Consider the following 21,581-nt stretch of genomic DNA (forward strand, 5'->3'; position numbering starts at 1 on the left):
TCCTTCAAATTGGAGGGACAGCGCCTGCAGTGTCGGCAGTTTCAGGTTCAGCAGCTGGGTATGCGCCATCAGGACCGTGCACTTCATTTCCAACTACCGGTGGGTTGAAAACACAAGCCATGACCATCTCTGAACCCTTGTCGGCGCGAAGAATGTGACGATCGTGTTTATCGAGCGCATACATAATACCGGGACGAATTTGGTGAACTTCACCAGTTGCAAGGTCTTCGATTGAGCCTTCACCTGTCATGCAATACACGCTTTCAAGGTGGTTTTTGTATTCCATCTCCAACTCAGCATCTTTGTGAATTGTGGTGATGTGAAATGAGAAACCCATATTGTCTTCTCGAAGAAGAAGGCGGACAGATGTCCAGCCTTCACTGTCAACACGGCGTTCGTTTTTGTTCGCTTCCGCGAGATCTCTCACAATCATGATGTGCTCCTAAGCAGCAGTTTTTGCGTATGATTTTTCAATCTCGATGATGGCCTTGCTTAAGATATCCAAACCTTCGTTTAGGTCTTCATCAGTGATTGTTAGCGGGCAGAGCACTTTAATAACTTCATCATGTGCTCCGCTTGTTTCGATGACGAGGCCATTTTCAAAACACTTGGCGCAGATTTCGGACGTCAGGTCGCCATTGAGAAATTCGATACCTTTCATCATGCCGCGCCCTTTAGTGCGATTTGCAATTGGGCTTGTTGCGACGATGGCTTCAAGGCGTTTCTCCAAAAGGGCACTTTTACGCATAACTTCAGTTTCAAAGCGCTCATCGCTCCAGAAAAGCTCGATAGATTTTGCAGCTGTAATGAATGCGTGATTGTTTCCGCGGAATGTTCCGTTGTGTTCGCCCGGTTTCCAGTCATCATATTGCGGCTTGATCATTGTCATAGCGAATGGAAGTCCCATTCCAGAAAGCGATTTTGCCAATGTGATGATATCAGGGGAGATCCCAGCACGTTCAAAGCTGAAGAAACCACCTGTACGACCGATACCAGCTTGAATGTCATCAATAATAAGAAGTGCGCCATGCTTTTTGGCGATTTTGGCAATTTTACGCAACCAAGCATCGCTGGCCACATTTAGTCCACCTTCGCCTTGAGTTGTCTCAATCAAAAATGCTGCGGGTGCATCAAGACCAGAAGATGGGTCTGACAAGCGGATGTCGAGTTGTTCCGCTGTATCAATGTCGGGACCAAAATAGCCATCATATGCTTCGTGAACAACGCCGGCCAACGGTATGCCGGCACCGCCGCGCTTACCTGCATTCCCGGTGGCTGCCAAAGCGCCTAAAGTCATGCCGTGAAAGCCGTTGGTGAATGCAATAATATTGGTTCTGCCTGTTGCTTTGCGTGCTGTCTTCATAGCTGCTTCAACAGCGTTTGTGCCTGTGGGACCAGGGAACATAAGGCGGTAATCAAGATTGCGTGGCTTCATAATGTGCTGTTCAAAAGCGTTGAGAAATGTCGCTTTCGCAGCAGAGTGCATATCTAAGCCATGCGTAAGACCATCTGATGTGATGTAGTCTATTAGCGCTTTTTGTAAATCGTCGTGATTGTGGCCATAATTTAGCGTTGAACAACCAGCGAGAAAGTCGATGTACTCGCTACCATCTTCGGCAATAAGACGTGAGCCTTTTGCTGTATCAAAACTAATTGGGAAAGCGCGGCAATAGCTGCGAACTTCAGACTCGCGGCGGTCATAAATGGCGTGTTCTGGATTTTCTGATTCGAACGGCATGGTACTGCTCCTTGATGAGGTGGCAATTGCGTGAAAACGGGGAATGATTGCGGTGATTTTAGACGACCGGAGGTGGGCGTCCGAATGGGCCGATAGTTACAAGTAACTCGCTATCGTGGCGGCCATTAAAATGGGCAGCTTCTTCAAAGCCATCACTCTTAGTGAGTGGCGCTTCTAGCCATCTGGCGAGACTTTCGAACAGATGCCATGAGGCTTGGTTATCGGCGGTTATAGTTGTTTTTAAATAGCGGCAGTTCTTTGTTGCGGCTCTATTCAAAATTTGGCTGACGAGCCTTTTAGGGACACGTTTTCCACGTGCTTCCTTTGCAATGGCGACTTGCCATAGGAAATAGACCTCTGGTTCTTGCGGTAGAACATATCCTGACACCCATCCATGCGTGGACGGAGTATGGGCTGTTGAAACTGCAAGTGCGCAAGTGTTCGAAAAGTGCGAACATTGCAAAAGGTTTGCGTATAGAGAATTTGTATCAAGCGGTGGACAAGCCGCAATGAGATCGTGAACGCCTACCGCATCCTCAGGGACAGGTGAGCGAATCGTATAATCATCAATATCGTCTGCTTGTTGTTCATCCATCTCTATTTCTCTTTTGGCGGAATAACTTGTTCTACCAAATTATATTGTTCGACAAACTATATATGTGGGCTCGATTGAAAATGCAACCGCGCTAAAATGTCTAATATTTAAGCTTTAAACGCCTATTTGATGCATAAAGTTCCAATATAAAGTATTTTTGTGACCAAAATATATTTTGACAATCAATATATCGCCGCTAAATGAGTTTTTCAGCTATTCTGATTTTAAACTACGTAAAATCGTGTGAACTTCTTGGAGCGATGCCGTGCCTGACTTTGCAGAAACATCTTTGATCGCGTTGCGACGTATTCTAAAGGCGACCGAAGGAAACGCAAAACGGTTGGCGCGTCAGTCCGGTTTGACGGCGTCTCAATTGCTTGTTCTTCAAATATTAAAATCTGAAGGTGAGACTGTAACAGGCGAACTTGCCAGTGCTGTTGATCTTAGGCAGGCGACAATATCTCTGTTGGTGGATAAGCTGCAGGAAGCGGGTTTAGTTGCACGACGGAGAAGTGAAACAGACCGCCGTCATGTATGGGTGCGTATTACATCTAAAGGGGAAACAGTTTTGCAAGGCGCTCCTGATCTTTTGCAAACTGGCTTTCTACTTCGTTTTTCTAAGTTGCCAGAGTGGGAGCAAGCGAGTTTGGCCGCTTCTCTATTGAAGCTAGTGTCTCTATTGGATGCGGGTGCGATTGATGCATCTCCTGTTTTAGACGTTGGAGATGTGACGCATTTACCTTCTTCAAATGGCGAAGAGGCATAAGTTAGAACCTATCGGATGGCTGAACGATTATAGATTTCGAAGACAACCATTCCTGCAATCATAGCTGCTAGAAATATGAGGATGTTTTTCCCACCGATAAGAAGTCCAGCGATTGCTGGGCCGGGACAAAGACCAACCAAGCCCCATCCAATGCCAAAGAGCGTCGCGCCTATAGCGAGTTTGGGATCTATGCTGGTGTTCTTGGGGATTTGAAACTGCGTATCAAAAAGCGGAGTTTTGCGTCTCCATACTAATCTATATCCGATGAAAGAAGTAATGACTGCGCCTCCCATGACAAATGCGAGGGAAGGGTCCCATTCTCCAAAAATATCTAAAAATGAGATCACTTTCTCAGGGTTTGTCATTTGAGAAATAGTAAGACCCAAACCAAAAATGAGACCCGCGAAAAGTCCGGAAATATGCTTGCTCATATTAGTTCTCCTAAAACATGCTTTGCCAAAGTGACTGTGAGTATTCCCGCAAGCATGAAAATTATAACGGACACCGCAGAGCGGATCGAGAGCCGTGAGAGGCCACATACTCCATGACCACTGGTGCAACCCGATCCCAGTCGCGTGCCAAAGCCGACGAATAAACCGCCGGCAATAAGAAGAGGGATGGACGCATTTAATTCAAAAGGTGGTTTTGTCTGGCTTGCAAAACTGAACAATAAGGGAGCGCTTATAAGCCCCATTACAAAGAGAATTCGCCATAGCTTGTCTCCTTTGTTTGCTGTTAACGTACCCGAAAGAATGCCGCTAATTCCAGCGATGCGTCCGTTTGTTGCCATTAAAAGGACGGCAGCAAGGCCGATCAATATCCCGCCGATTGATGCACTAATTGGAGTGAAATTATCCATTGAGTATTGTCTCCTATCAAGGTCGTGGCGCTATTGTGTGGTGAGCAGATGAATATGTCTATGGAAAGTATGTCGCGCGGAAGATCGTACGTGCGTCTAAAGGTTGCATGTGTCACTCTGCACCCATGAGTAGCGTTCTCAAACGTGATAAAGGTGAAGAAAGACCGCGATACTTTTGTATAAAAGGAAGGGTAAATCATGCTGGAAATGTTTGATGTATTGGCGTTAGCGAGGGCGCAATTTGCCTTTACTGTTATGTTTCATATCATTTTTCCAGCATTCTCCATCGGGCTCGCCAGCTATCTTATGGTGTTGGAGGCATTGTGGCTGAAAACCGATAAAGATGTGTATCTGAAGTTATTTAAATATTGGCGGAAAATATTTGCTGTGGCTTTCGGCATGGGCGTCGTGTCAGGTATTGTGATGTCCTATCAGTTTGGCACGAATTGGAGTGTGTTTTCTGATAAGGCTGGTCCAGTGATTGGTCCGCTTATGGCATATGAGGTTTTGACCGCATTCTTTCTGGAAGCAGGCTTTCTAGGTGTCATGCTGTTTGGAATGGGGCGTGTGTCTAAGAAATTGCACTTTCTGGCAACTGTGATGGTAGCTGTTGGAACGCTCATTTCTGCGACCTGGATTTTGTCTGCAAATAGTTGGATGCAGACGCCTGCTGGGTTTGGTATAAATGAGGCGGGGCAGTTTATTCCTGAAAACTGGTTTGCGATTATTTTCAATCCTTCTTTTCCCTACCGCTTAGTGCATATGGTGTTAGCGGCATATCTCACAACGGCGCTTGTCGTTGGCGCTGTTGGGGCGTGGCATTTGCTACGGGAACGCGAAAACATAGAAGCGCGAACTATGTTTTCCATGGCGATGTGGATGCTCGCGATTGTAGCACCTTTGCAGATATTTGTGGGAGATGCACACGGGCTAAATACGTTGGAACACCAGCCTGTGAAGGTGATGGCGATGGAAGGGCATTTTGAAAGCCATCCAGAAGGTGCGCCGCTCTATCTGTTTGGTATTCCTAATGAAAAAGAACAAAAATTGGATATGGCAATTGGAATTCCCAAGCTGTCATCCTTGATTCTGCACCATGATTTGAACGCTCCGATGAAGGGGTTGGATACTGTGCCAGATGAGCTGCAACCTCCTGTGGGGATTGTGTTTTGGAGCTTTCGCATCATGGTAGGTTTAGGCATGTTAATGTTGCTTGTTGGTGGAATTAGTTTGTTTTTGCGGTGGCGGGGCAAATTATATTCAACAAAATTTTTCCATCAGATGGCTGTGATGATGGGGCCGCTTGGTTTTGTCGCTGTGCTCGCGGGATGGGTGACAACAGAAGTCGGACGTCAGCCTTATACAGTCTATGGATTTCTAAAAACGTCAGATTCTCTTGCACCAGTTGAAGCGCCTGCGGTGGCTGTGTCTTTATTGGCTTTCATCATTGTTTATTTTATTCTTTTTGGTTTCGGGACCATGTATATTTTGAAAATGATGAACCGCACGCCGGGGCAGTTGGCTCCCTTGCCATCAGCACCAACGCGGAGTGCAGGGACGACGCAATTAGCGTCAGCTGCCTCACCAAAATCTGATAAAGAATAGGAGAAACCTATGTTTGATTTACCGACAATATGGGCATTTATCCTTGCGCTGGCGATCTTTATTTATGTGATTTTGGATGGGTTTGATTTAGGAATTGGAATATTATTTCCACTCTTAGAAAAAGATTCTGATCGCGATTTGGCGATGAATTCAGTTGCCCCTGTCTGGGATGGAAATGAGACATGGTTGGTGCTGGGTGGTGGTGGCCTGATGGCTGCCTTCCCATTGGCTTATGCGGTCGTGCTACCCGCCCTCTATATGCCTTTTATACTCATGCTATTGGCCTTGGTGTTTCGTGGTGTGGCGTTTGAATTCCGCTGGAGAGACAAAGCTCATGAAAAAATTTGGGATCGCTCTTTCTTTTGGGGATCGCTTATGGCGACCTTTTGCCAAGGCATTGTCTTAGGTGCTTTTGTTCAAGGTATTGAAGTAACCGGGCGCGAATATAGCGGAGGTTGGTGGGACTGGCTCACGCCTTTCTCTATTATGTGTGGGTTTGCTTTGACAGCTGGGTATAGCCTTCTGGGCGCGAGTTGGCTCGTGATGAAAACAGAAGGCGAGCTTAGAGAAAAAGCTTATTTTTGCACCAGATGGGCCGGTGTATTTACCTTGGCATTTGTCGCAATAGTGAGTGTTTGGACGCCATTTTTGTCACCGGAAATTGCAGAGAGATGGTTCACATTTCCGCATTTGATGTTCGTGCTGCCCGTTCCCACAATGACTGCCATAATTGCAGCATTACTTGCGTGGGGGATAATAGCTAAACGAGATTATGTGCCATTTCCCAGTGCGATTGGATTGTTCAGTTTATGCTTTGTAGGGCTGGGAATTGGAATGTTTCCCTATATCGTACCGCGCGCAATTACAGTGCATGATGCAGCAGCGCCGGATGTAAGCCTTAGCTTCATGCTGGTAGGAGCGGTCATACTTGTGCCTTTAATCCTCAGCTATACAGCTTATTCATATTGGGTGTTTCGCGGTAAAATCGATCCTGAAGCGGGGTATCATTGATGTTGGAAGATCGTGATCATGACATAGATAAAACCGGCCCAAAAGAAATTGTGTGGTTCATAGGCCTTTGGGGGTTAGGTGTCGCTTGCGTATTGATATTGGGGACCGTTATTAAACTCGCTTTGGGTAGTTAAAAACTGCAACATTTCTTGAGGTCAAAAATTTATAAAAATAAGGGCGTATCCGTTGGATACGCCCTTATTCTTGGGGGGATTTATAACAATTTTTCGTGTGCATTATAACGGTGAATTCCCGCGAACGGCACGTGCTACGAATGTGAGGATAAGTAGCGCGATAAATACGAAAAATAGGATTTGGGCAACTCCGGCAAATGTACCTGCTAAACCACCAAAACCAAGTGCAGCAGCAATAAGAGCTACAACGAAAAATGTGACTGACCAACCAAGCATAATGTACTCCTTTTTTTGTTATGCGACATCAGGGCGTCGATGATAAGGAAACGGGAGTGGAGGGGTTTTGGTTCCAAATTCGTGTGTAAATTATGTTGAGCTATGCGATGGAACCTAAACTTTAAGGCTGCGTTGTAAGGGGTATGTTATCTACTAAGGAGATTACCCTATGACACGCTATGCAACGCTTTTGACAGTTACTGCTTTTGCTTTTTTAGCTGCCGCCTGCAACACGGTTGAGGGGGTTGGGAAAGACGTAGAGAAAGTAGGATCTAAGCTTGAAGAAACAGCAAAAGATAAAAATCCCGACTAAGATTTTTATTCATCCTGCATACGATAAAGCGTCCCTGAAAAGGGGCGCTTTTTTTATAGAAAACTTATAAACGAAATAAAAGGGAACAAAGCCCGTAGCAAAGCATTGGTATTGGAGGATTCAAATAGGGATTATGCCTTCTATGACCATGTATGCGATTGTGAATATGTTAGCCAAGACAGTGCCTGATGATGCAAAAGCGCAATTGGGGGCTTTCCTTGAAGAGCGCAACATTCAGCATGAAATATTGTGTGTTGAGCCAGATGACCTTTGCAACATGTTCGAGGATATTAATCAGCGTACGACGGCGACTCAAGCGATGCCGTGTATCGTTTGGGGCGGAGATGGCACAATTGCTTGCGCGCTTGAAAATTTATCACCTAAGAAGTTTTCAATCATAGCTTTGCCCGGCGGTACGATGAACCTACTTCACCGCACAATTCATGGAGAAGGGGCGGATTGGCAGACGATTTTGGATAACTGCCTTGTTGCAAATGAGAGCGTGAATATCTCGCGTGGTTGTCTTCAGAAAAAGGATGGAGAGGACCTTCATTTTTACGTTGCGACATTGTTGGGAAAATTAGCGCAGCTTGCAATCCCAAGAGAAGAATTGCGCGAAAACAATTTGATTTCAGCCGTGTCTGAAATGGTTGCGACGGATGATGTTCTTGATCTTGATCCGATTTTAGAAATTCAGCTATCTAATGGGAAGTCTTACCAAGCATCGGCAATTGGAGTGGGGGTAGATAAATCTATACCGCATGCGTTTGATATTGGCATGATAAATCCGGATTCTATTTTGGATCTGGCGAGCATTGGATTGCAGTCATTTATAGGCGATTGGCATGATGTTGATGAGATTGACCGGTTTCGTGTGCCTTACCTGACTGTGATAAGTGATGAAAGTAACGAGATTGACGCCACTTTGGATGGTGAGTTTCAGAAATTATCGCTTCCTATAGACATTGTGTTTGAGCCTGCTGCTGTGAAGGTGGTGTCTGCTAAATTATGAGTGATGTTCTCGTTCAAATTGCAGATATACATTTTGGCGCTGAACATGAGGCAGCGATCAAAAGCGCTATTGGGCAGATAAATGAGATTGCTCCAGACGCGATAATTGTTTGTGGGGATTTAACTCAGCGCGGAAAGAGGTCAGAGTTTTCGGACGCAAAAAACTGGCTGACGCATTTTGACTTTCCAATACTCGTTGTACCAGGAAATCACGACACGCCGCTGTTAAATTTGTGGACGCGAATGCGTTCGGCGTTTGCGCGCTATCACGAGTTTTTTGATACGATTTCAAGTCCCATATCTGTCTCACATGGAAAAATCACAGGATTAAATACGGCCCGTGGGTGGCAAGTGCGACGTAATTGGGCTGAAGGAAGTGTCAATTTGGATGCTTTGGATAATGTGCTGAAGCAAGGGAGTGATGCTGAAAAACAACCGTTCATTTTGGCCTGTCATCATCCCTTTTTATCACCACCTAAAGCGCCCATGGTTACAGCTACGCGCCGAGGAATTTTAGCAAGTGGACGCATTGCAGAAGCGGGCGTTGAAATCCTGCTGACGGGGCATGTGCATACACCATCAGCTACGGTTTATAGAGAGAAATCAGGGCAATATCTTGCAATATCTGCGGGTACGCTTTCCACTCGGCTGCGAGAATACCCGCCTAGTTTCAACGTGTTGAACATTGATGATGAGTATATAAGCGTTTCTGTATATGCCTTCAACGGTATCGAGTTTGATCGCGTGGATTTAGGAAGGTGGACGCGTAAATCATTGGAACCTTTTGCATAGGTGTTCGTTACTTACCTGTACATAGATGAAACAGGAGTTTGCTATGAAAATCCCAATGATTATTGCTGCTGGTATTAGTGGTTTAATGCTGACAGCATGTGACTCAAATGACGATCATTTTGAGAACACAGGTGAACAAATAGATAAAACTGTAGACGACATTAAAGATGGAACAGAGGGTGCCGGCGATGAGCTGGAGCGCGCTGCTGATGATCTCGCTGACTCTGCTGAAGATATGGCAGATGATGTTGAAGATGCCACTGATGGTGAGAAATAATTAGAAAGGGAAGATGAGCAATGACTATTCAAGCTTTGAAACCCAACACACCCGAATTTGAACGGTCCGCAGGCATTACGCCTGAGGACCGTAAGGCCATAGCTGAGAAGCTTGGGGTGGTTTTAGCTGACACCTATATGTTGTTTATCAAAACGCAAGGTGTCCACTGGAATGTGACAGGACCTGCGTTTTTTAGCATCCATAAGCTCACAGAAGAACATTATGAAAATCTGTATGCATCCATTGATGAGTTAGCTGAACGCATTCGTGCATTGGGCATGAAGGCACCTGCTAGTTACACAAAATATGGCGCATTATCCTCCATTAAAGATGTAGATGAACCTAAGTCTGCGGGGGATATGATTAAAATGCTTATAGCGGACCACGAAACAACCATTCAAACCTTACGTGATGCGGTGGAGTCCTTTGAAGATAAAAAGGATTTTGTCACTGCGGACATGTTGGTTGGGCGTCTCACTTGGCATGAAGAAGCCGTGTGGATGCTGAATGCGATTGTCGCCGAATAGTTTCTCCCCCTCCGAACTAAACGGCGCTTTAGAGAAGCCTCATACTTTCAGTCAATGAGAGTGTGGGGCTTTTTCGTATGTGGATATGAAAAAGGTGAATGCGCAGTCTGGTGTGTGCCTGCATGGTACCTGCAGGCGTCTTGCTATAGCTACGGTAGTGATGAGGAGAGGGGGTGGTGCGCCTATTGTGTTGGCGCACTTTCGGGTTGGTCATCATCTGTGTGCGGGATAAGAAGTTTGACAGTATAACCGCTTGTCGAAGTGTCTATGACTTCCAGTGTACCTTTGAGTTGGCGCGCAAATGCATTCATTAATTGGCTACCAAGCCCCGTCCCATTTGAGAGGATGTCAGCATCATCTTCGGGTTCTTCGTAACTGCTTCCTACTCCATCATCTCTAATGGTCAGCTCGATGACTTGATCAACTTGTTTCATCGACAATGCGATTTTGCCGCCTTGATCATCAAATGCGTATTTAACAGAGTTGGTGATGACTTCCACAATGAATAGAGCCAAAGGTATTGCATCGTCAGAGGCGCGGTGAAGATCATCAATGTCAGTGATGATTTCAATGTCGAGATCTTCCATTCCCATCGCGCCGGAGAGGTGTTGTATAAGTCCCTCCAAAAATGGACGCATATGCACAATTTCAAGACGCTCGTGCTGATATAATGTTTGGTGCACAACTGCTAGCGCGTTTATGCGATGGCGTGCAGCAGCGAGCGCGTTTTTGCCTTCGGTATTTTTGAGGCGTCGACTTTGTAGGTTTAAAAAGCTGGTTACGATTTGGAGATTGTTTTTGACGCGGTGGTGGATCTCTTTAACGGCAGCATCTTTAACGGCAATTGCAGCCACCAGTTCTTTGTCACGGATGTTGATATTATCAGACATTCGGTCCAGATTTTTTGCGAATTTTAGGATTTCTTCTGGCGCATTTTTAAAGACCCGACCTGGGTGAATTGTATAATCGCCTTTGCCATATGCACTTGCTAGTCGGCTTAAACGCGCAAGCCATTTTAGGACGAGATTATCAATGGCAAGCCACGCAACGAATAATGCAATTGAGAATGTGAGAAGGGGCAGCCCAACAACTTTTGCTGGGCGAAGCGTGATCTCATCTAGCAGGCCCGGAGATGGGCGGGTGACGATGGCGTAAACGCCTGTAGTTCCGATGCGGTTAATGACAACATCATGGGCGTCGCCCTCGCGGCTATCCTCAACGATAAGAAAACCACCGTCTGCTTCGCGAGCATCTTCAATCCATTTGTGTTCGATTTTTGAAAAGGGCAGTTTTCCAAACAGGCGGTCATTGTCATCTGATAAAGCGATGGCAACATCATCAGGCAAACTTGCAGGATTGATAATCTCAGATAATTTATCCGCCCGCATTCCAAAGGAGGCTGCGCCTTTATAGTCGCCATTCACTTCTAAGCGCGCAAGGATGGCAAACATCCACTCTTTTAGACCTTTTCCGTAGAACGCGTCAGTGCGGATGATTTTTTCGCCCGCTTTTAACCGTTCATTCCATTCCATATCTACGATAGGGAAGCCAGCCTCACCTTGAGACGCACATTGTGAGATTCCGTCTGCATCGAAGAAGACAACAGTCGATAGAGCCGGCACTTTTTCTTTTAGCCAACCTTCAACATCAGTACAGCGGCCGGCTGCGATTTGGGCGGAAAACACTTCAAGCAATATTTCAGCAGTAGATAGCGATTGCTCAACATCATCTATAGCGCGATCCGCAATTTGCAATAACGCTAGTCGACGTTCTTTCATGCTATCCTGTGCGTCAATATAAGCTTGAACGCCCGCAATAAGCAAAATTGGCGTTAGAGCCGCCGCGATGATGAAAACCAAGCGGCGACGCAAAGAACCGCCAAAGAAAAATTGCTTCAAAGTTTTACGCAGCTCCTGGAACGGGGGGCGTGCCAATCAATTGATCAGCTTGATCTAGAATATCGTCGAAAGCATCGTGCGCTTCAAGGTCGTCTTTAGACGGGAAACCACTGATTTGGCTACCTTCGACTAGCTCAAGCAAAGCTTTACGTGCGCGGCTTACACGACTTTTTATAGTTCCTACTGCGCAGTCACAGATTTCAGCAACTTCTTCATAAGATAAACCACCAGCACCCACCATTATGAGACATTCACGTTGATCATCTGGAAGCTGATTCATAGCATTGCGAAGCTCAAGCAATTCTACTGTGTCTGATAATTTATCATTGGCCACCAGAGTTGCTTCTGCCACTTCAGGGTCAAGTGATTGGCCGCGCCAGTCACGACGTTTCTCTGAATAGAAAAGATTGCGCAAAATGGTGAAACACCAAGCCTTCATATTTGTGTCGGCTTCATAGCGGTCACGCGCTCTCCATGCTTTAAGCATTGTTTCTTGCGCTAGATCGTCAGCCATAGCCGCGTTTCCGCACAAGCTCTTAGCAAACGCACGTAGATGAGGGATTAGACTCGTTAGTTCAGCCTTAAAAGCTGGTTCGTCCAGCGTATCAATTTCGCTAGCCATTTTTTTAAGCCTCTGACTTATCATCTTTGGGGGAACTTGCCTGTTCGTCGGCTTGTTCTAGAAGTTTGAAAAACTCATCAGGGATTGGCTCCTGCACAACATCATCGTATAGGCGCTTGAGTTGATCACCCAAGCGTCTTTGACGCGCGTGTTTGCTGAGGTCTTTGGTGCGTTTCTGAGGTGGTTGATTGCTCATTCTAAACTTTGCTTTTTCAGTAGGGATTGAACTGATTCAGCTATAGTAACGCGGCTGACCGAAGAAAGTTTCATAATTATTCAAAAAAAATGCAACCGCCTGCGTTTAAGTGCGTTAACATACAAACAACAGCATGAGGTCCACTATGAGTTTCGTTAATCAATTCGGTCCACACCTTCCATTTTTGCGCCGCTATGCGCGGGCTCTAACTGGAAATCAAACAAGTGGAGACGCCTATATAAGGGCATCCTTAGAAGCGTTGGCGGAGGCTCCTGATCAAATTGATGATAGTTTATCCCCGCGTGTCGCGCTTTATCGTTTCTTCCATATTATTTGGGGCGGTACAGGCGCAAAGCTAGAAGACTTTGGCGCAGAAGAGCGCGTTGCGGCTGATGAACGTTTGCTTGCGCTTGCGCCAATTGAGCGTCAGGCGTTTTTATTGTCGAGTGTGGAGGCGTTCACCCTTCCTGAAGTTGCCCAAATTTTGGGAACTGACACAGAGGGAGTTGGAACATTGATTGACGCTGCGATGGCTGACATAGAAAAAAGTTTGGCAACGAAAGTTCTCATTATTGAAGATGAGCCTATTATCTCTGCAGACCTTGCGAGCCTTGTTGAAGAAATGGGGCACCAAGTCACAGGGCAGGCGACGACACGTTCAGAAGCCGTCGCGATGGCGAAACAAAACCCTCCTGGATTAGTATTGTGTGACGTCCAGCTAGCAGACAATTCATCCGGTATTGATGCAGCTCATGATATTCTGAAAGAGTTGGATGTGCCTGTGATTTTCATTACAGCTTTCCCTGAGCGTTTGCTTACAGGTGACAAGCCGGAACCGACATTCTTGATTACAAAGCCATTCCAAGAAAATACCGTGAAAGCATGTGTTGGGCAGGCATTATTCTTTCATGCAAAAGCTCAAGAAGCTTAAGTTTAATGGTGCAAATTTTCTCTTAAAATATTGATTTTTAAGTTGTTATTTTTTTTTTGAAAGCCCGGCAAATGCTGGGCTTTTTTATGCGAATTTTTGAGAAACATAGGAACCTAGTTTGATTGGTCGCGTTAGTTATATGTGCAACACATAAGGAGACTAGATATGAGTAAGATTACTTCAATTGCAGATGATAAACTGGACACAAATGAAGCCTCTCGTATGGCTGCTGAAGCCAATATTGAATCCTTGAAATCTGATATTGCCGACCTCCGTACCGATTTCAAAAAATTGTTCAGCAACGCTGCAACCTTCGTTCACTCTACTTCAGAGCAATCTTTGGAAAAGGGTGTAGAAAAAGGACAAGAAGCCACTGAGCACGTGCGTGCAAAGTTTGGTGAAGTGAAGGAAACTTCGCAAGACAAGATTAGAAAGCATCCAATTGCGTCAGTTGGTTTGGCGCTTGGTGTGGGTGCGATGATTGCTATGTTGTCGCGTAAATAATCATGTTAGACGCAGCTAAACTGCGAATTATCGTAGGGCTCGGCGGAGCATTAATAGGCTTTGTCGGGCTTTGCTGTCTTTTCGCTGCAATCACTATTGCGTTGGCGTACTGGTTGGGCTGGATTGAGGCAACTTTAATTGTCGGCTTGACGCTTTTGGCGATTTCTGGGGTGTGTATTTATTATTGTATACGACCACAAAAATCCGCAGTCTCAGAGATTGAGAATATTGAGACAGCAACAGCAGAGGCGTTGGCGGATTTACCCTATGATGCCGTGCAATCCATGATCAGAAAACGCCCATTCGCGGCAGTGGCTATTGCTATGATCGCCGGATATGTGGGCGTAAAAGACCCTGATGAGATCGTGAAAAATATGCAGCGGCTCGTTTTTGCGATAATATAAGATAAGTAATATCTATAAATGAGATCCCTGTCAGGGGTCTCATTTTTTTATTTAAGTTTTTGTATTTATTGTTAATTATAGGTAAAATTGGAACTGTTGAAGGTTTCAAACATTGATTGATTACTCTAGTTGAAAAGGAGAAATCAAATGTTGAATCTCAAAACCTCTACTGCCGCTTTTGCTCTTATGTTTGGTCTAGCCGCTTGTTCAGATGGTCAGACAGATACACGTGCGCAAAATGTAGAAGCCAATATGCAAGCGCAGGAAGCTGACGCTGAAAACCCAACTTATATGGCTGACCTCCAAAACAATCCGGTCGCGGCTGAACCAGTTGAAGCTAAGTTTCAAAAAGATCGCTTAGAGAACAAAACCGACGAAATGAATAAGCCTTATTTTCAAATGCTTACGACTGAATTTGAAATGAGCGAAATGATTGGTGAAGACATTCACGGCGAGAATGGTGAAGAAATCGCAAGCGTTTCCGACCTTATTATTGGTGATGATGGGCGTATTGAATCCATCGTATTTGCCAATGGCGGAATTGCCGGTCTAGGCACTAAATACGGTAAGCTTAATTATGATGAAGCGACTGTAACGCTGGATGAAGAAAATGAGCCTCGTGTAAGAATGAGCATGACAAGTGATGCGCTTGCTGCGATCAGCTCTTGGGAGCAAGATAAAGCGAATGATTACAGACTTGCTTCTGAATTGATGGGAACAAACGCGCAGTATGCGGCAAGCGATGAAAAAGCACGCATTACCGATCTTGTGGCTAATTTGAACGGTGAAGTGCGCTACGCATTGGTGTCAGCAAGCCCGTTGGAGGCCTTAACGGATGAGCGCTATGTTGTTGATTTTGATAAGGTTAAAATTGCTCAGGGCGATAGCGACGGAGAGTTGCAGCTTGATCTGACAAAAGAGATGATCCAAGCATCTATGTTGTATCGTGAAATCGACGACTAATACATGATTGCATATTGATTGTTTAATACAGTCGTATGTTAAATAAAAAAACCGGCTATGGGTTCATCCTGTAGCCGGTTTTTGTGCACTCTGAAGGGTTTGAGGTGAGCGTCTGGGATGGGCATGACAGGGGCGTGCTAAAGGCCTGCTGCCGGATAGAGTGTGTTGAGGTTTAAGCCTGATAAGCGAATGATATAAGAGTGTTGTTTTGAGGTTCTGGTGCGGTCTGAAGATGGGCTGCGCAGCGTCCGTTAGGGCTGTGCACCTTACCTGGTGTGCTTATGCAGCAGTCTTATAAGGCGCAAGAAAGGGCTGTGCGTGCTACGTGTTTCGCATGGGAAGAAATGCAAGGTGTTTGGCCAATTAATTTAGGAAATAGCGCGCAGCAAAAAGCCGAATGAAGGGAGGTTCATTCGGCTTTTAGAATATATCAATTTTGGTGGCGTGAATTTATATGTTTCCATTAAATCAGGACATCGCAAAGAGCGTGGTATTGTCGTCTTCTTGTTCTTCAAGCTTTGGACGTGGCCCTTGGATGATGAGTGTGTCTGGTTGGTGGACAACTGGTTTGTTTGATTGACTAGAATCCAAGGAACAATCGCTTAATTGTAATAATTCTTCATGGGTCACGATTGTAGCTGAGTTTATCTCGCCATTAGCGCTTATAGTTGGGATGGCGTATTTGCCAGTGACGGTTCCATTGTCAGTAATCATTGGAATGGCGTTGGCTGGGTTAATGCATTCTTGAATGTCATTGGCATTTGAATAAGCTGTTGGCATGTCTGCATGGGCGATACTCGTTAAGCTTGTGCCGAGTAAGAATACAGCGCCTGCTGAGCGGATATACTTAAGCATTTTACAGTCCCCTTTTGACTATTAATAATTAAGTAACGTTGTGTAGGGGAAGTTTGTTCCCAATTAACTTGAAATTAATAAACAATACTTTTGAGGCCCTACAGCAATGCCTGTGCTGGGCGCTTGTGTGGGATGTTGAAATAAAAAAGCCGCAATACATTTAAGTATCGCGGCTTAGTTTGGGGGGCTATTCTATCAGTTCAATTTATTTTGTGACGACATCTTCCATGCGGTCAGCAAAACGTTCACCTGATTTGGCGCTTTCATGCGCTGTGACGAGCAAACTGCGTGTTGCGGGAAGGAGGTCAACTTTCTCAAGCTTGTCCTCGATCATTTCAGCAAGGTGCTCTTCACCATCATCAATGGCGTTTAAGGCTGCTTTGCCGTCTTTTTGGAAAAGGGCTGAGAAATCTGTAAACCCACGGTGCACGCTTCCGCCAACAGTTCCGCTTGTCACGGGCTCTCCGCCTAGGGCACGAACCTGACTTTGAAATTGGCTAATCATTTTTTCACGGTCATTTGCGCGGTGAAGAAATTGTGAACGGAACATATAAGACGTGTCCGTCATCTCATAGCATTTCATATAGCCTTTTTGGCTGTCGATTAGTTTTGCAGTTACATCGTTTAGAACATCAATATTTAGGTCAGACATTGTATTTCTCCTTAGGGGTGTTTGGAGGGGCGGGGTGTTTCCAAAATAGAATGGGGGTTATTTTGGAAACGGGTAAAAGTGTTTTTTGATAGGTTAGAAATCCACGTTTGCGCGACTGCCAATATCGGGTGTTTTGTCCTTCATATTTGCCTTCGCTATTTCATAGGCAAATGTGATTGGGTTTTGAGACGAGGCCCAAATTGAAGCGTTTTGCGGACGGAAACAAAGCATGGTTAAATCAGGGTCGGATTTGCCGCCTTCAAACCAAGCGGCCACAACTGAATTCCAGTGACGATCCAGTATATGTGAGTTTAATTCGACCCGGAGCGCACCTTGTAAACAGGCTTGGTAGTCTTTCTCGACGACGCACATATGTACAGTGTGTGCGCCAACATCAAGCGTTTGCACAAGTTCTGAAGATTTAGAAGCGAAGAACCATATCTCTTGGGTCTCTTCTTCAATTTGCGGTGTCATGGGTTGCATGTGTTGGTTAGGATCGGGGGAACCTAACATAACGCATCTAACGTCTCTTATATGCTTCCATAATTGTTCTTTGGGGGCAGTTTCTAGTTTATCTATATCAGCCATAATTGACCTCAATTTGGGGGTGGTTTTGATGCGCGATCGAGGGGAAATCGCGCATCAAGCATCGGTCTGCGGGGAGATGTGTTTTGTGGTTATCTGCGGGCAACAACCCAGATAGCGTGCACCAGACCAGGCACATAACCAAGAATTGTAAGTAGAACATTCAAGAAGAATGTTCCGCCGATACCACGGGCAAGTGCGACACCTAAAGGTGGCAGCAATATCGAAAGGATGGTCATGAAGATATTGCCAGTTCCAGAGGTGTTGTGGGTCACATGATTACTCATTGTTCTTCCTTTCAGTGTGGGTAGGGAATGAGGATGGGGGCTCATTCATTTTATATCGTATGGCTAATCAACGTCACATCAGGCGGAATGGTTCCATGTCGTCATCAGCAAATTTTGGAAGAGAATAAAAAGTCCTGAGTTTAAACATCCCAAAGCATGGGAGTGGATGTTAAAAAGCCGCGCTGAGTTTTGTCAGCGCGGCTCTTAGTTTTGCTACGAGAAATGGGGGAGGTTTATCCCACCATGTCTTCGAGTTTCTTTCCTTTGGTTTCCTTCACAAAATACCAAACGAATGCAACCGATATAAAGGCCGAAAGTGTATAGAAGCCATAAGCTCCAACGAGGCCGATTGATGCCGTTCCGATCATGATGGGGAAAGACATGCTGATGACGAAATTCGCAACCCATTGGAAGAAGCCTGCGACAGCAAGTCCTGAGCCGCGGATTTGGTTAGGGAACATTTCGCCCAACATAACCCACATGACTGGCCCCCAAGAGGCGTTGAAGAACACCACATACACATTTGCGGCGATCAAGGCGATAAGCCCCATTGAGGAGGTGAGGTTAATGCCGCCTGCATCAGTAAGTTCGCCTGTCGAGAATGTAAAAGCAACAACAGCGAGAGACACTGCCATACCTATCGAACCGATAAGGAGGAGCGGTTTTCGGCCAATGCGATCCACTAATAAGAGGGCTGCCATAACCGCACCAATGCTGAGTCCACCTGACAACACATTGATGAGAAGGGCATCAGATTCCGTGAAACCCGCTGCCTGCCATAACACAGCACCATAATAGAAAATGATGTTGATACCGACAAATTGCTGGAATACGGCCAGCCCGATACCGACCCAAACGATAGGACGAAGGCGACCATTATTGAACAAATCAGAAAGTTTAGGTTTGTGGTCTGAGGCAAGTGAAGCTTCTACTTCTGCAACTTGTATTGTGGCTTGAGCTGTGCCGCTAATCTTCTCAAATACGTTGTGTGCTGCTTGCGTTTTTTCCTGTGCGACGAGGAAGCGCGGACTCTCTGGGATGGCGAGTAGAGCGAGCAAGAACACGATGGCTGGAATAAGCTCCATCCAATACATCCAGCGCCATGCCTCAAATCCCATGAGCCATTCTTGCGTTGATGATCCGGCACTCTGAGCGATAAGATAATTGCTGAGGAAGGCGATGAAGAGACCAAAGATAATCGCAACTTGTTGGATGGTTGCCATTTTTCCGCGAAGGTTTGCTGGGGCAACTTCTGCGATATAAGCAGGGGCCATGACGCTGGCTGCACCCACAGCAAGACCACCTAAAAGACGATAAATGATGAATTGCAGTGAATCGCTGGATACACCCGATCCCCACGCGCTTACTGTGAAAAAAACAGCTGCAACGATCATCATTGAACGGCGGCCAAATTTATCTGAAAGCGTTCCCGCTAAGGCAGCCCCAACAGCACACCCAAGGAGCATTGAGGCGACTTGAAATCCTGAGCCAGCGTCGCTTGAATTAAAAGCTGCGCGAAGACCATCTATTGTTCCGTTGATAACGCCGCTATCAAAACCAAATAGGAAGCCACCAATTGTGGCGACACAGCTAATAAGCAGAAGGAAGGATATATTCCCTGCTTTAAGATCACCCGGTGGTGTTCCGGTTGTGGTGGTATTCATCGCGTTTAACTCCCCTGCCGCCTGATATCGGGCGTGCTTATGTTTTATGGACCATGTGTGCGTGGCCCCGCCTTAGATATGTTCCCTCGATACTTCACGCTTTACGGAATGGGGCGTGAAGTTAGTGTATAATTGACAATGTTGTCATATACGAAAAGTGTATTCCTATCAACTCAGTAAAATTATATCGGATTAGCCATGATTTCTGTCATGTCGTGAACGCAAGGCGATCCAGAGATAGCTTTCTGGATTTTATGATTGCGATAACATTACGAGTAAGCAACAAAATTTGCGGAGTCAAATCCCAGCTTATCGTTCATCATATCTATGCAAAGATAATTGACCTAACCCAAGTGGCGTGCGAGTTTCAGCAAAAAACCCACGGAGAATTGGGGAGGAAATGTCTAAAATTTTGGATGCCTTTGAGGGGCAGCAACATGTCTTGCGCAAAATTATAGCGCGGTATCGGCCAAATCCGGCTGATGTAGATGAGATTGCACAAGAGACTTTTTTGAAAGGGTTTGCGGCAGAATTAGACAATGAAATTCATGAGCCTGAGCATTTTCTCATGCGTGTAGCCAAAAATCTTGCCATTAAGCATGCACAGAAGAAGGTGAATTCTACTGGGGTTTCTATTGAGGATTTGGGCGGATCGTCGGTCTTTTTGGATGACAGGCAGGTTAGCCAAGTTGATAGTTTGGATGCGCGTCAGAAATTGGTCATACTGACCAAGGGCTTGGCGAGTTTGTCGCCGGAGTTAAAAAGTGCATTTGTTATGCGCCGTATAGAGGGATTGAAGTATAAACAGATAGCAACGCGTTTGAATGTGTCCGTGAGTACGGTGGAGAAACGTGTGGCTGCTGCGATGGTCGATATACATATTTACCTTAGAGAGCAGGGGTATGATCCGGCTGAGTTTGGTGCACTGCCTCAGGCGGTGAAAAGGCAAAAATCTGCGACACTGACTGCATCGCAAAAGACATATGGCCTGTAGATACAAATTCGCGTGAGATGCAATTGTTAGACGTTGAGTGAGAGAGACTAAATACGAATGACGGCCCCAAAGATCACTTCTTTGCCGGATTTAAAGAAAATCGAACGAGAGGCAGCACATTGGTTTGTGCGCTTTGATAGCGGAGCTTTGTCTAGCGAAGATCATGCGGCATTTGTAGAATGGTATCACGAAAGTCAGCAACATCAGGATGCGCTTGAACGTATGTCCCAGTTTTGGGGCGGGTTAGCTGTATTCCAAGAGTTGAAAGATCACGCCGCGAATGTGGATGTTGTGGCGGCGGTACGCAAGGATCGCAATCTTTTGAAGACGCAGACATTTAAGCGGGTTCTTGTGGGGGCTTTGGCGGCGTCGTTTCTTGTTAGCATTGGATTTGGTGCGACCTATCTGACAGGGCAAGAAAATCCAAATTATACTAGCGCATTTTCAACAGATATTGGTGAGCAGAAAACAGTTGATTTGCCGGATGGTTCTCAAATCCTTCTCAACACAAATAGTGTGATAGAAGTTGCCTATTCAAAGGACGAGCGGGTCATTGAATTAAAGCAGGGTGAAGCATTTTTTGATGTGGCCTCCAACCTTAAAAAACCATTCTCCGTAAAGACTGTAAACGGTGTTGTGACTGCGGTCGGCACAGCATTTTCGGTGAAAGTGCAAGAGGGGGATATTGATGTCTTGGTCACTGAGGGGCGAGTCGCTTTGGCGGCATCGGGCTTAGGTGAGGTGCCTGTAGACGGAGTGGAGGAAGCGCCCGCAACAATTGAAGTTTCTGCGGGGCAGTCAGTGATTTTTGCGCAAAAGGCGAACCGAATTGACGTTGTCGAACCTTTGGCTTTGGAAAAAAAGGTCGATTGGCATGATGGGATATTGGCCTTCAAAGGAGAGACCCTTGAGAATGTGATTGCTGATATTGGTCAGTACACAGATATGCAGATTGAGATAAGTGATGCCGATTTGCGCCAACAAAAGGTGGTGGCATATTACCGGATTGGTGATTTAGATGAAATGTTTGAGGCATTGCATTTGATGGCAAATGTGGAAGTTGAGCGCGTGAGTGACCATCATGTTCGCTTGTACCGCGAGCAATGAGTATAACATTCCAAA

The 21,581-nt window shown here is 45.7% G+C and carries 28 protein-coding genes; 14 read left to right on the plus strand and 14 right to left on the minus strand.

Annotated features, from left to right (window positions below; all coding sequences use genetic code 11):
- Nucleotides 1–4: 4 nt before the first annotated feature.
- Genes ACFQS8_RS13640 through ectA form a run of 3 tightly spaced genes read right to left on the minus strand, consistent with a single transcriptional unit; the run spans nt 5 to nt 2,333 of the window.
- Nucleotides 5–433 carry an ectoine synthase gene (locus tag ACFQS8_RS13640; RefSeq protein ID WP_382168284.1) on the minus strand — a complete coding sequence of 143 codons (429 nt, stop codon included), beginning with the start codon at nt 431–433 and terminating at the stop codon, nt 5–7.
- A gap of 9 nt (nt 434–442) precedes the next feature.
- On the minus strand, nt 443–1,738 hold the full coding sequence (ectB, locus tag ACFQS8_RS13645; protein WP_382168286.1) for a diaminobutyrate--2-oxoglutarate transaminase: 1,296 nt from the start codon (nt 1,736–1,738) through the stop codon (nt 443–445).
- A 58-nt stretch (nt 1,739–1,796) separates the two neighbouring features.
- The gene (gene ectA / locus ACFQS8_RS13650) at nt 1,797–2,333 is read right to left on the minus strand and encodes a diaminobutyrate acetyltransferase (protein WP_382168288.1); all 537 of its coding nucleotides are present in this window, start codon (nt 2,331–2,333) and stop codon (nt 1,797–1,799) included.
- Between the two features lie 265 nt (nt 2,334–2,598).
- Between ectA and ACFQS8_RS13655 the strand changes: the two genes are divergently transcribed.
- A complete protein-coding gene (locus ACFQS8_RS13655; protein ID WP_382168289.1) occupies nt 2,599–3,099 on the plus strand; it encodes a MarR family winged helix-turn-helix transcriptional regulator in 501 nt (166 codons plus the stop codon).
- An 8-nt stretch (nt 3,100–3,107) separates the two neighbouring features.
- On the opposite strand, the gene ACFQS8_RS13660 is transcribed toward ACFQS8_RS13655, so the two are convergent.
- Nucleotides 3,108–3,530 (minus strand): DUF6691 family protein, encoded by a 423-nt coding sequence (locus ACFQS8_RS13660; RefSeq protein WP_382168291.1) that lies wholly within the window; start codon nt 3,528–3,530, stop codon nt 3,108–3,110.
- Nucleotides 3,527–3,958, minus strand: coding sequence for a YeeE/YedE family protein (locus tag ACFQS8_RS13665; RefSeq protein WP_382168293.1), 432 nt, complete (start codon nt 3,956–3,958; stop codon nt 3,527–3,529). The genes ACFQS8_RS13660 and ACFQS8_RS13665 overlap by 4 nt, the downstream gene beginning before the upstream one ends.
- Nucleotides 3,959–4,156: 198 nt before the next feature.
- On the opposite strand from ACFQS8_RS13665, the gene ACFQS8_RS13670 reads away from it, so the two are divergent.
- Nucleotides 4,157–5,563 carry a cytochrome ubiquinol oxidase subunit I gene (locus ACFQS8_RS13670; protein ID WP_382168295.1) on the plus strand — a complete coding sequence of 469 codons (1,407 nt, stop codon included), beginning with the start codon at nt 4,157–4,159 and terminating at the stop codon, nt 5,561–5,563.
- Nucleotides 5,564–5,572: 9 nt separating this feature from the next.
- Nucleotides 5,573–6,574, plus strand: a complete 1,002-nt coding sequence (gene cydB / locus ACFQS8_RS13675; protein WP_382168297.1) for a cytochrome d ubiquinol oxidase subunit II — start codon at nt 5,573–5,575, stop codon at nt 6,572–6,574.
- A 236-nt stretch (nt 6,575–6,810) separates the two neighbouring features.
- Here the strand turns inward: cydB and ACFQS8_RS13680 are convergent, their stop codons facing one another.
- Complete coding sequence (locus ACFQS8_RS13680; protein ID WP_382168299.1) at nt 6,811–6,984, minus strand: DUF1328 domain-containing protein; 174 nt, start codon at nt 6,982–6,984, stop codon at nt 6,811–6,813.
- A 169-nt stretch (nt 6,985–7,153) separates the two neighbouring features.
- On the opposite strand from ACFQS8_RS13680, the gene ACFQS8_RS13685 reads away from it, so the two are divergent.
- From ACFQS8_RS13685 to ACFQS8_RS13705, 5 genes are all read left to right on the plus strand, one after another.
- A complete protein-coding gene (locus tag ACFQS8_RS13685) occupies nt 7,154–7,297 on the plus strand; it encodes an entericidin A/B family lipoprotein (protein ID WP_382168301.1) in 144 nt (47 codons plus the stop codon).
- Between the two features lie 133 nt (nt 7,298–7,430).
- Nucleotides 7,431–8,309 (plus strand): diacylglycerol/lipid kinase family protein, encoded by an 879-nt coding sequence (locus tag ACFQS8_RS13690; protein ID WP_382168303.1) that lies wholly within the window; start codon nt 7,431–7,433, stop codon nt 8,307–8,309.
- A complete protein-coding gene (locus ACFQS8_RS13695; RefSeq protein ID WP_382168305.1) occupies nt 8,306–9,100 on the plus strand; it encodes a metallophosphoesterase family protein in 795 nt (264 codons plus the stop codon). The genes ACFQS8_RS13690 and ACFQS8_RS13695 overlap by 4 nt, the downstream gene beginning before the upstream one ends.
- Nucleotides 9,101–9,143: 43 nt before the next feature.
- Entirely contained in the window at nt 9,144–9,377 is a 234-nt protein-coding gene (locus ACFQS8_RS13700) for a hypothetical protein (RefSeq protein ID WP_382168307.1), read from the plus strand.
- 20 nt (nt 9,378–9,397) lie between these two features.
- The gene (locus tag ACFQS8_RS13705; protein WP_382168309.1) at nt 9,398–9,904 is read left to right on the plus strand and encodes a Dps family protein; all 507 of its coding nucleotides are present in this window, start codon (nt 9,398–9,400) and stop codon (nt 9,902–9,904) included.
- A 182-nt stretch (nt 9,905–10,086) separates the two neighbouring features.
- Here ACFQS8_RS13705 and ACFQS8_RS13710 read toward each other — a convergent pair whose 3' ends face one another.
- From ACFQS8_RS13710 to ACFQS8_RS13720, 3 genes are read right to left on the minus strand one after another with little or no spacing between them, the layout of a single operon-like run.
- Nucleotides 10,087–11,802, minus strand: a complete 1,716-nt coding sequence (locus ACFQS8_RS13710) for a sensor histidine kinase (protein ID WP_382168311.1) — start codon at nt 11,800–11,802, stop codon at nt 10,087–10,089.
- A gap of 4 nt (nt 11,803–11,806) precedes the next feature.
- Nucleotides 11,807–12,424 (minus strand): sigma-70 family RNA polymerase sigma factor, encoded by a 618-nt coding sequence (locus ACFQS8_RS13715; RefSeq protein ID WP_382168313.1) that lies wholly within the window; start codon nt 12,422–12,424, stop codon nt 11,807–11,809.
- Between the two features lie 4 nt (nt 12,425–12,428).
- Nucleotides 12,429–12,620: a NepR family anti-sigma factor gene (locus ACFQS8_RS13720; RefSeq protein ID WP_382168315.1), complete on the minus strand. Its 192-nt coding sequence runs from the start codon at nt 12,618–12,620 to the stop codon at nt 12,429–12,431.
- A 145-nt stretch (nt 12,621–12,765) separates the two neighbouring features.
- Between ACFQS8_RS13720 and ACFQS8_RS13725 the strand changes: the two genes are divergently transcribed.
- From ACFQS8_RS13725 to ACFQS8_RS13740, 4 genes are all read left to right on the plus strand, one after another.
- Nucleotides 12,766–13,551 carry a response regulator gene (locus ACFQS8_RS13725; RefSeq protein ID WP_382168317.1) on the plus strand — a complete coding sequence of 262 codons (786 nt, stop codon included), beginning with the start codon at nt 12,766–12,768 and terminating at the stop codon, nt 13,549–13,551.
- A 165-nt stretch (nt 13,552–13,716) separates the two neighbouring features.
- Nucleotides 13,717–14,055, plus strand: coding sequence for an ElaB/YgaM/YqjD family protein (locus tag ACFQS8_RS13730; protein ID WP_382168319.1), 339 nt, complete (start codon nt 13,717–13,719; stop codon nt 14,053–14,055).
- A gap of 2 nt (nt 14,056–14,057) precedes the next feature.
- The gene (locus ACFQS8_RS13735; protein ID WP_382168321.1) at nt 14,058–14,459 is read left to right on the plus strand and encodes a hypothetical protein; all 402 of its coding nucleotides are present in this window, start codon (nt 14,058–14,060) and stop codon (nt 14,457–14,459) included.
- 147 nt (nt 14,460–14,606) lie between these two features.
- On the plus strand, nt 14,607–15,422 hold the full coding sequence (locus ACFQS8_RS13740) for a PRC-barrel domain-containing protein (protein WP_382168323.1): 816 nt from the start codon (nt 14,607–14,609) through the stop codon (nt 15,420–15,422).
- A gap of 468 nt (nt 15,423–15,890) precedes the next feature.
- Here the strand turns inward: ACFQS8_RS13740 and ACFQS8_RS13745 are convergent, their stop codons facing one another.
- The 5 genes from ACFQS8_RS13745 to ACFQS8_RS13765 all read right to left on the minus strand — a co-directional run bounded on the left by ACFQS8_RS13745 (nt 15,891) and on the right by ACFQS8_RS13765 (nt 19,465).
- Nucleotides 15,891–16,277 carry a hypothetical protein gene (locus ACFQS8_RS13745; protein WP_382168325.1) on the minus strand — a complete coding sequence of 129 codons (387 nt, stop codon included), beginning with the start codon at nt 16,275–16,277 and terminating at the stop codon, nt 15,891–15,893.
- Between the two features lie 205 nt (nt 16,278–16,482).
- Nucleotides 16,483–16,929: a PA2169 family four-helix-bundle protein gene (locus tag ACFQS8_RS13750; RefSeq protein ID WP_382168327.1), complete on the minus strand. Its 447-nt coding sequence runs from the start codon at nt 16,927–16,929 to the stop codon at nt 16,483–16,485.
- A gap of 93 nt (nt 16,930–17,022) precedes the next feature.
- Complete coding sequence (locus tag ACFQS8_RS13755) at nt 17,023–17,517, minus strand: pyridoxamine 5'-phosphate oxidase family protein (protein ID WP_382168329.1); 495 nt, start codon at nt 17,515–17,517, stop codon at nt 17,023–17,025.
- A gap of 89 nt (nt 17,518–17,606) precedes the next feature.
- Complete coding sequence (locus ACFQS8_RS13760; RefSeq protein ID WP_382168642.1) at nt 17,607–17,753, minus strand: YqaE/Pmp3 family membrane protein; 147 nt, start codon at nt 17,751–17,753, stop codon at nt 17,607–17,609.
- Between the two features lie 281 nt (nt 17,754–18,034).
- Nucleotides 18,035–19,465: a sugar porter family MFS transporter gene (locus tag ACFQS8_RS13765; RefSeq protein WP_382168331.1), complete on the minus strand. Its 1,431-nt coding sequence runs from the start codon at nt 19,463–19,465 to the stop codon at nt 18,035–18,037.
- 400 nt (nt 19,466–19,865) lie between these two features.
- On the opposite strand from ACFQS8_RS13765, the gene ACFQS8_RS13770 reads away from it, so the two are divergent.
- Both ACFQS8_RS13770 and ACFQS8_RS13775 read left to right on the plus strand, forming a co-directional pair.
- Entirely contained in the window at nt 19,866–20,459 is a 594-nt protein-coding gene (locus tag ACFQS8_RS13770) for an RNA polymerase sigma factor (RefSeq protein ID WP_382168333.1), read from the plus strand.
- Between the two features lie 57 nt (nt 20,460–20,516).
- The gene (locus ACFQS8_RS13775; RefSeq protein WP_382168335.1) at nt 20,517–21,566 is read left to right on the plus strand and encodes a FecR family protein; all 1,050 of its coding nucleotides are present in this window, start codon (nt 20,517–20,519) and stop codon (nt 21,564–21,566) included.
- Nucleotides 21,567–21,581: the final 15 nt, after the last annotated feature.

This window comes from Hirschia litorea (assembly GCF_042665075.1).
GTDB classification, from domain to species: domain Bacteria; phylum Pseudomonadota; class Alphaproteobacteria; order Caulobacterales; family Hyphomonadaceae; genus Hirschia; species Hirschia litorea.

Bases quoted from the DNA above. Each gene is read 5' to 3' on its own strand.
- ACFQS8_RS13640 (WP_382168284.1), bottom strand. From the start codon at position 433: ATGATTGTGAGAGATCTCGCGGAAGCGAACAAAAACGAACGCCGTGTT.
- ectB (WP_382168286.1), bottom strand. From the start codon at position 1,738: ATGCCGTTCGAATCAGAAAATCCAGAACACGCCATTTATGACCGCCGC.
- ectA (WP_382168288.1), bottom strand. From the start codon at position 2,333: ATGGATGAACAACAAGCAGACGATATTGATGATTATACGATTCGCTCA.
- ACFQS8_RS13660 (WP_382168291.1), bottom strand. From the start codon at position 3,530: ATGAGCAAGCATATTTCCGGACTTTTCGCGGGTCTCATTTTTGGTTTG.
- ACFQS8_RS13665 (WP_382168293.1), bottom strand. From the start codon at position 3,958: ATGGATAATTTCACTCCAATTAGTGCATCAATCGGCGGGATATTGATC.
- ACFQS8_RS13670 (WP_382168295.1), top strand. From the start codon at position 4,157: ATGCTGGAAATGTTTGATGTATTGGCGTTAGCGAGGGCGCAATTTGCC.
- cydB (WP_382168297.1), top strand. From the start codon at position 5,573: ATGTTTGATTTACCGACAATATGGGCATTTATCCTTGCGCTGGCGATC.
- ACFQS8_RS13680 (WP_382168299.1), bottom strand. From the start codon at position 6,984: ATGCTTGGTTGGTCAGTCACATTTTTCGTTGTAGCTCTTATTGCTGCT.
- ACFQS8_RS13685 (WP_382168301.1), top strand. From the start codon at position 7,154: ATGACACGCTATGCAACGCTTTTGACAGTTACTGCTTTTGCTTTTTTA.
- ACFQS8_RS13690 (WP_382168303.1), top strand. From the start codon at position 7,431: ATGCCTTCTATGACCATGTATGCGATTGTGAATATGTTAGCCAAGACA.
- ACFQS8_RS13695 (WP_382168305.1), top strand. From the start codon at position 8,306: ATGAGTGATGTTCTCGTTCAAATTGCAGATATACATTTTGGCGCTGAA.
- ACFQS8_RS13700 (WP_382168307.1), top strand. From the start codon at position 9,144: ATGAAAATCCCAATGATTATTGCTGCTGGTATTAGTGGTTTAATGCTG.
- ACFQS8_RS13705 (WP_382168309.1), top strand. From the start codon at position 9,398: ATGACTATTCAAGCTTTGAAACCCAACACACCCGAATTTGAACGGTCC.
- ACFQS8_RS13715 (WP_382168313.1), bottom strand. From the start codon at position 12,424: ATGGCTAGCGAAATTGATACGCTGGACGAACCAGCTTTTAAGGCTGAA.
- ACFQS8_RS13720 (WP_382168315.1), bottom strand. From the start codon at position 12,620: ATGAGCAATCAACCACCTCAGAAACGCACCAAAGACCTCAGCAAACAC.
- ACFQS8_RS13725 (WP_382168317.1), top strand. From the start codon at position 12,766: ATGAGTTTCGTTAATCAATTCGGTCCACACCTTCCATTTTTGCGCCGC.
- ACFQS8_RS13730 (WP_382168319.1), top strand. From the start codon at position 13,717: ATGAGTAAGATTACTTCAATTGCAGATGATAAACTGGACACAAATGAA.
- ACFQS8_RS13735 (WP_382168321.1), top strand. From the start codon at position 14,058: ATGTTAGACGCAGCTAAACTGCGAATTATCGTAGGGCTCGGCGGAGCA.
- ACFQS8_RS13740 (WP_382168323.1), top strand. From the start codon at position 14,607: ATGTTGAATCTCAAAACCTCTACTGCCGCTTTTGCTCTTATGTTTGGT.
- ACFQS8_RS13745 (WP_382168325.1), bottom strand. From the start codon at position 16,277: ATGCTTAAGTATATCCGCTCAGCAGGCGCTGTATTCTTACTCGGCACA.
- ACFQS8_RS13750 (WP_382168327.1), bottom strand. From the start codon at position 16,929: ATGTCTGACCTAAATATTGATGTTCTAAACGATGTAACTGCAAAACTA.
- ACFQS8_RS13755 (WP_382168329.1), bottom strand. From the start codon at position 17,517: ATGGCTGATATAGATAAACTAGAAACTGCCCCCAAAGAACAATTATGG.
- ACFQS8_RS13760 (WP_382168642.1), bottom strand. From the start codon at position 17,753: ATGACCATCCTTTCGATATTGCTGCCACCTTTAGGTGTCGCACTTGCC.
- ACFQS8_RS13765 (WP_382168331.1), bottom strand. From the start codon at position 19,465: ATGAATACCACCACAACCGGAACACCACCGGGTGATCTTAAAGCAGGG.
- ACFQS8_RS13770 (WP_382168333.1), top strand. From the start codon at position 19,866: ATGTCTAAAATTTTGGATGCCTTTGAGGGGCAGCAACATGTCTTGCGC.
- ACFQS8_RS13775 (WP_382168335.1), top strand. From the start codon at position 20,517: ATGACGGCCCCAAAGATCACTTCTTTGCCGGATTTAAAGAAAATCGAA.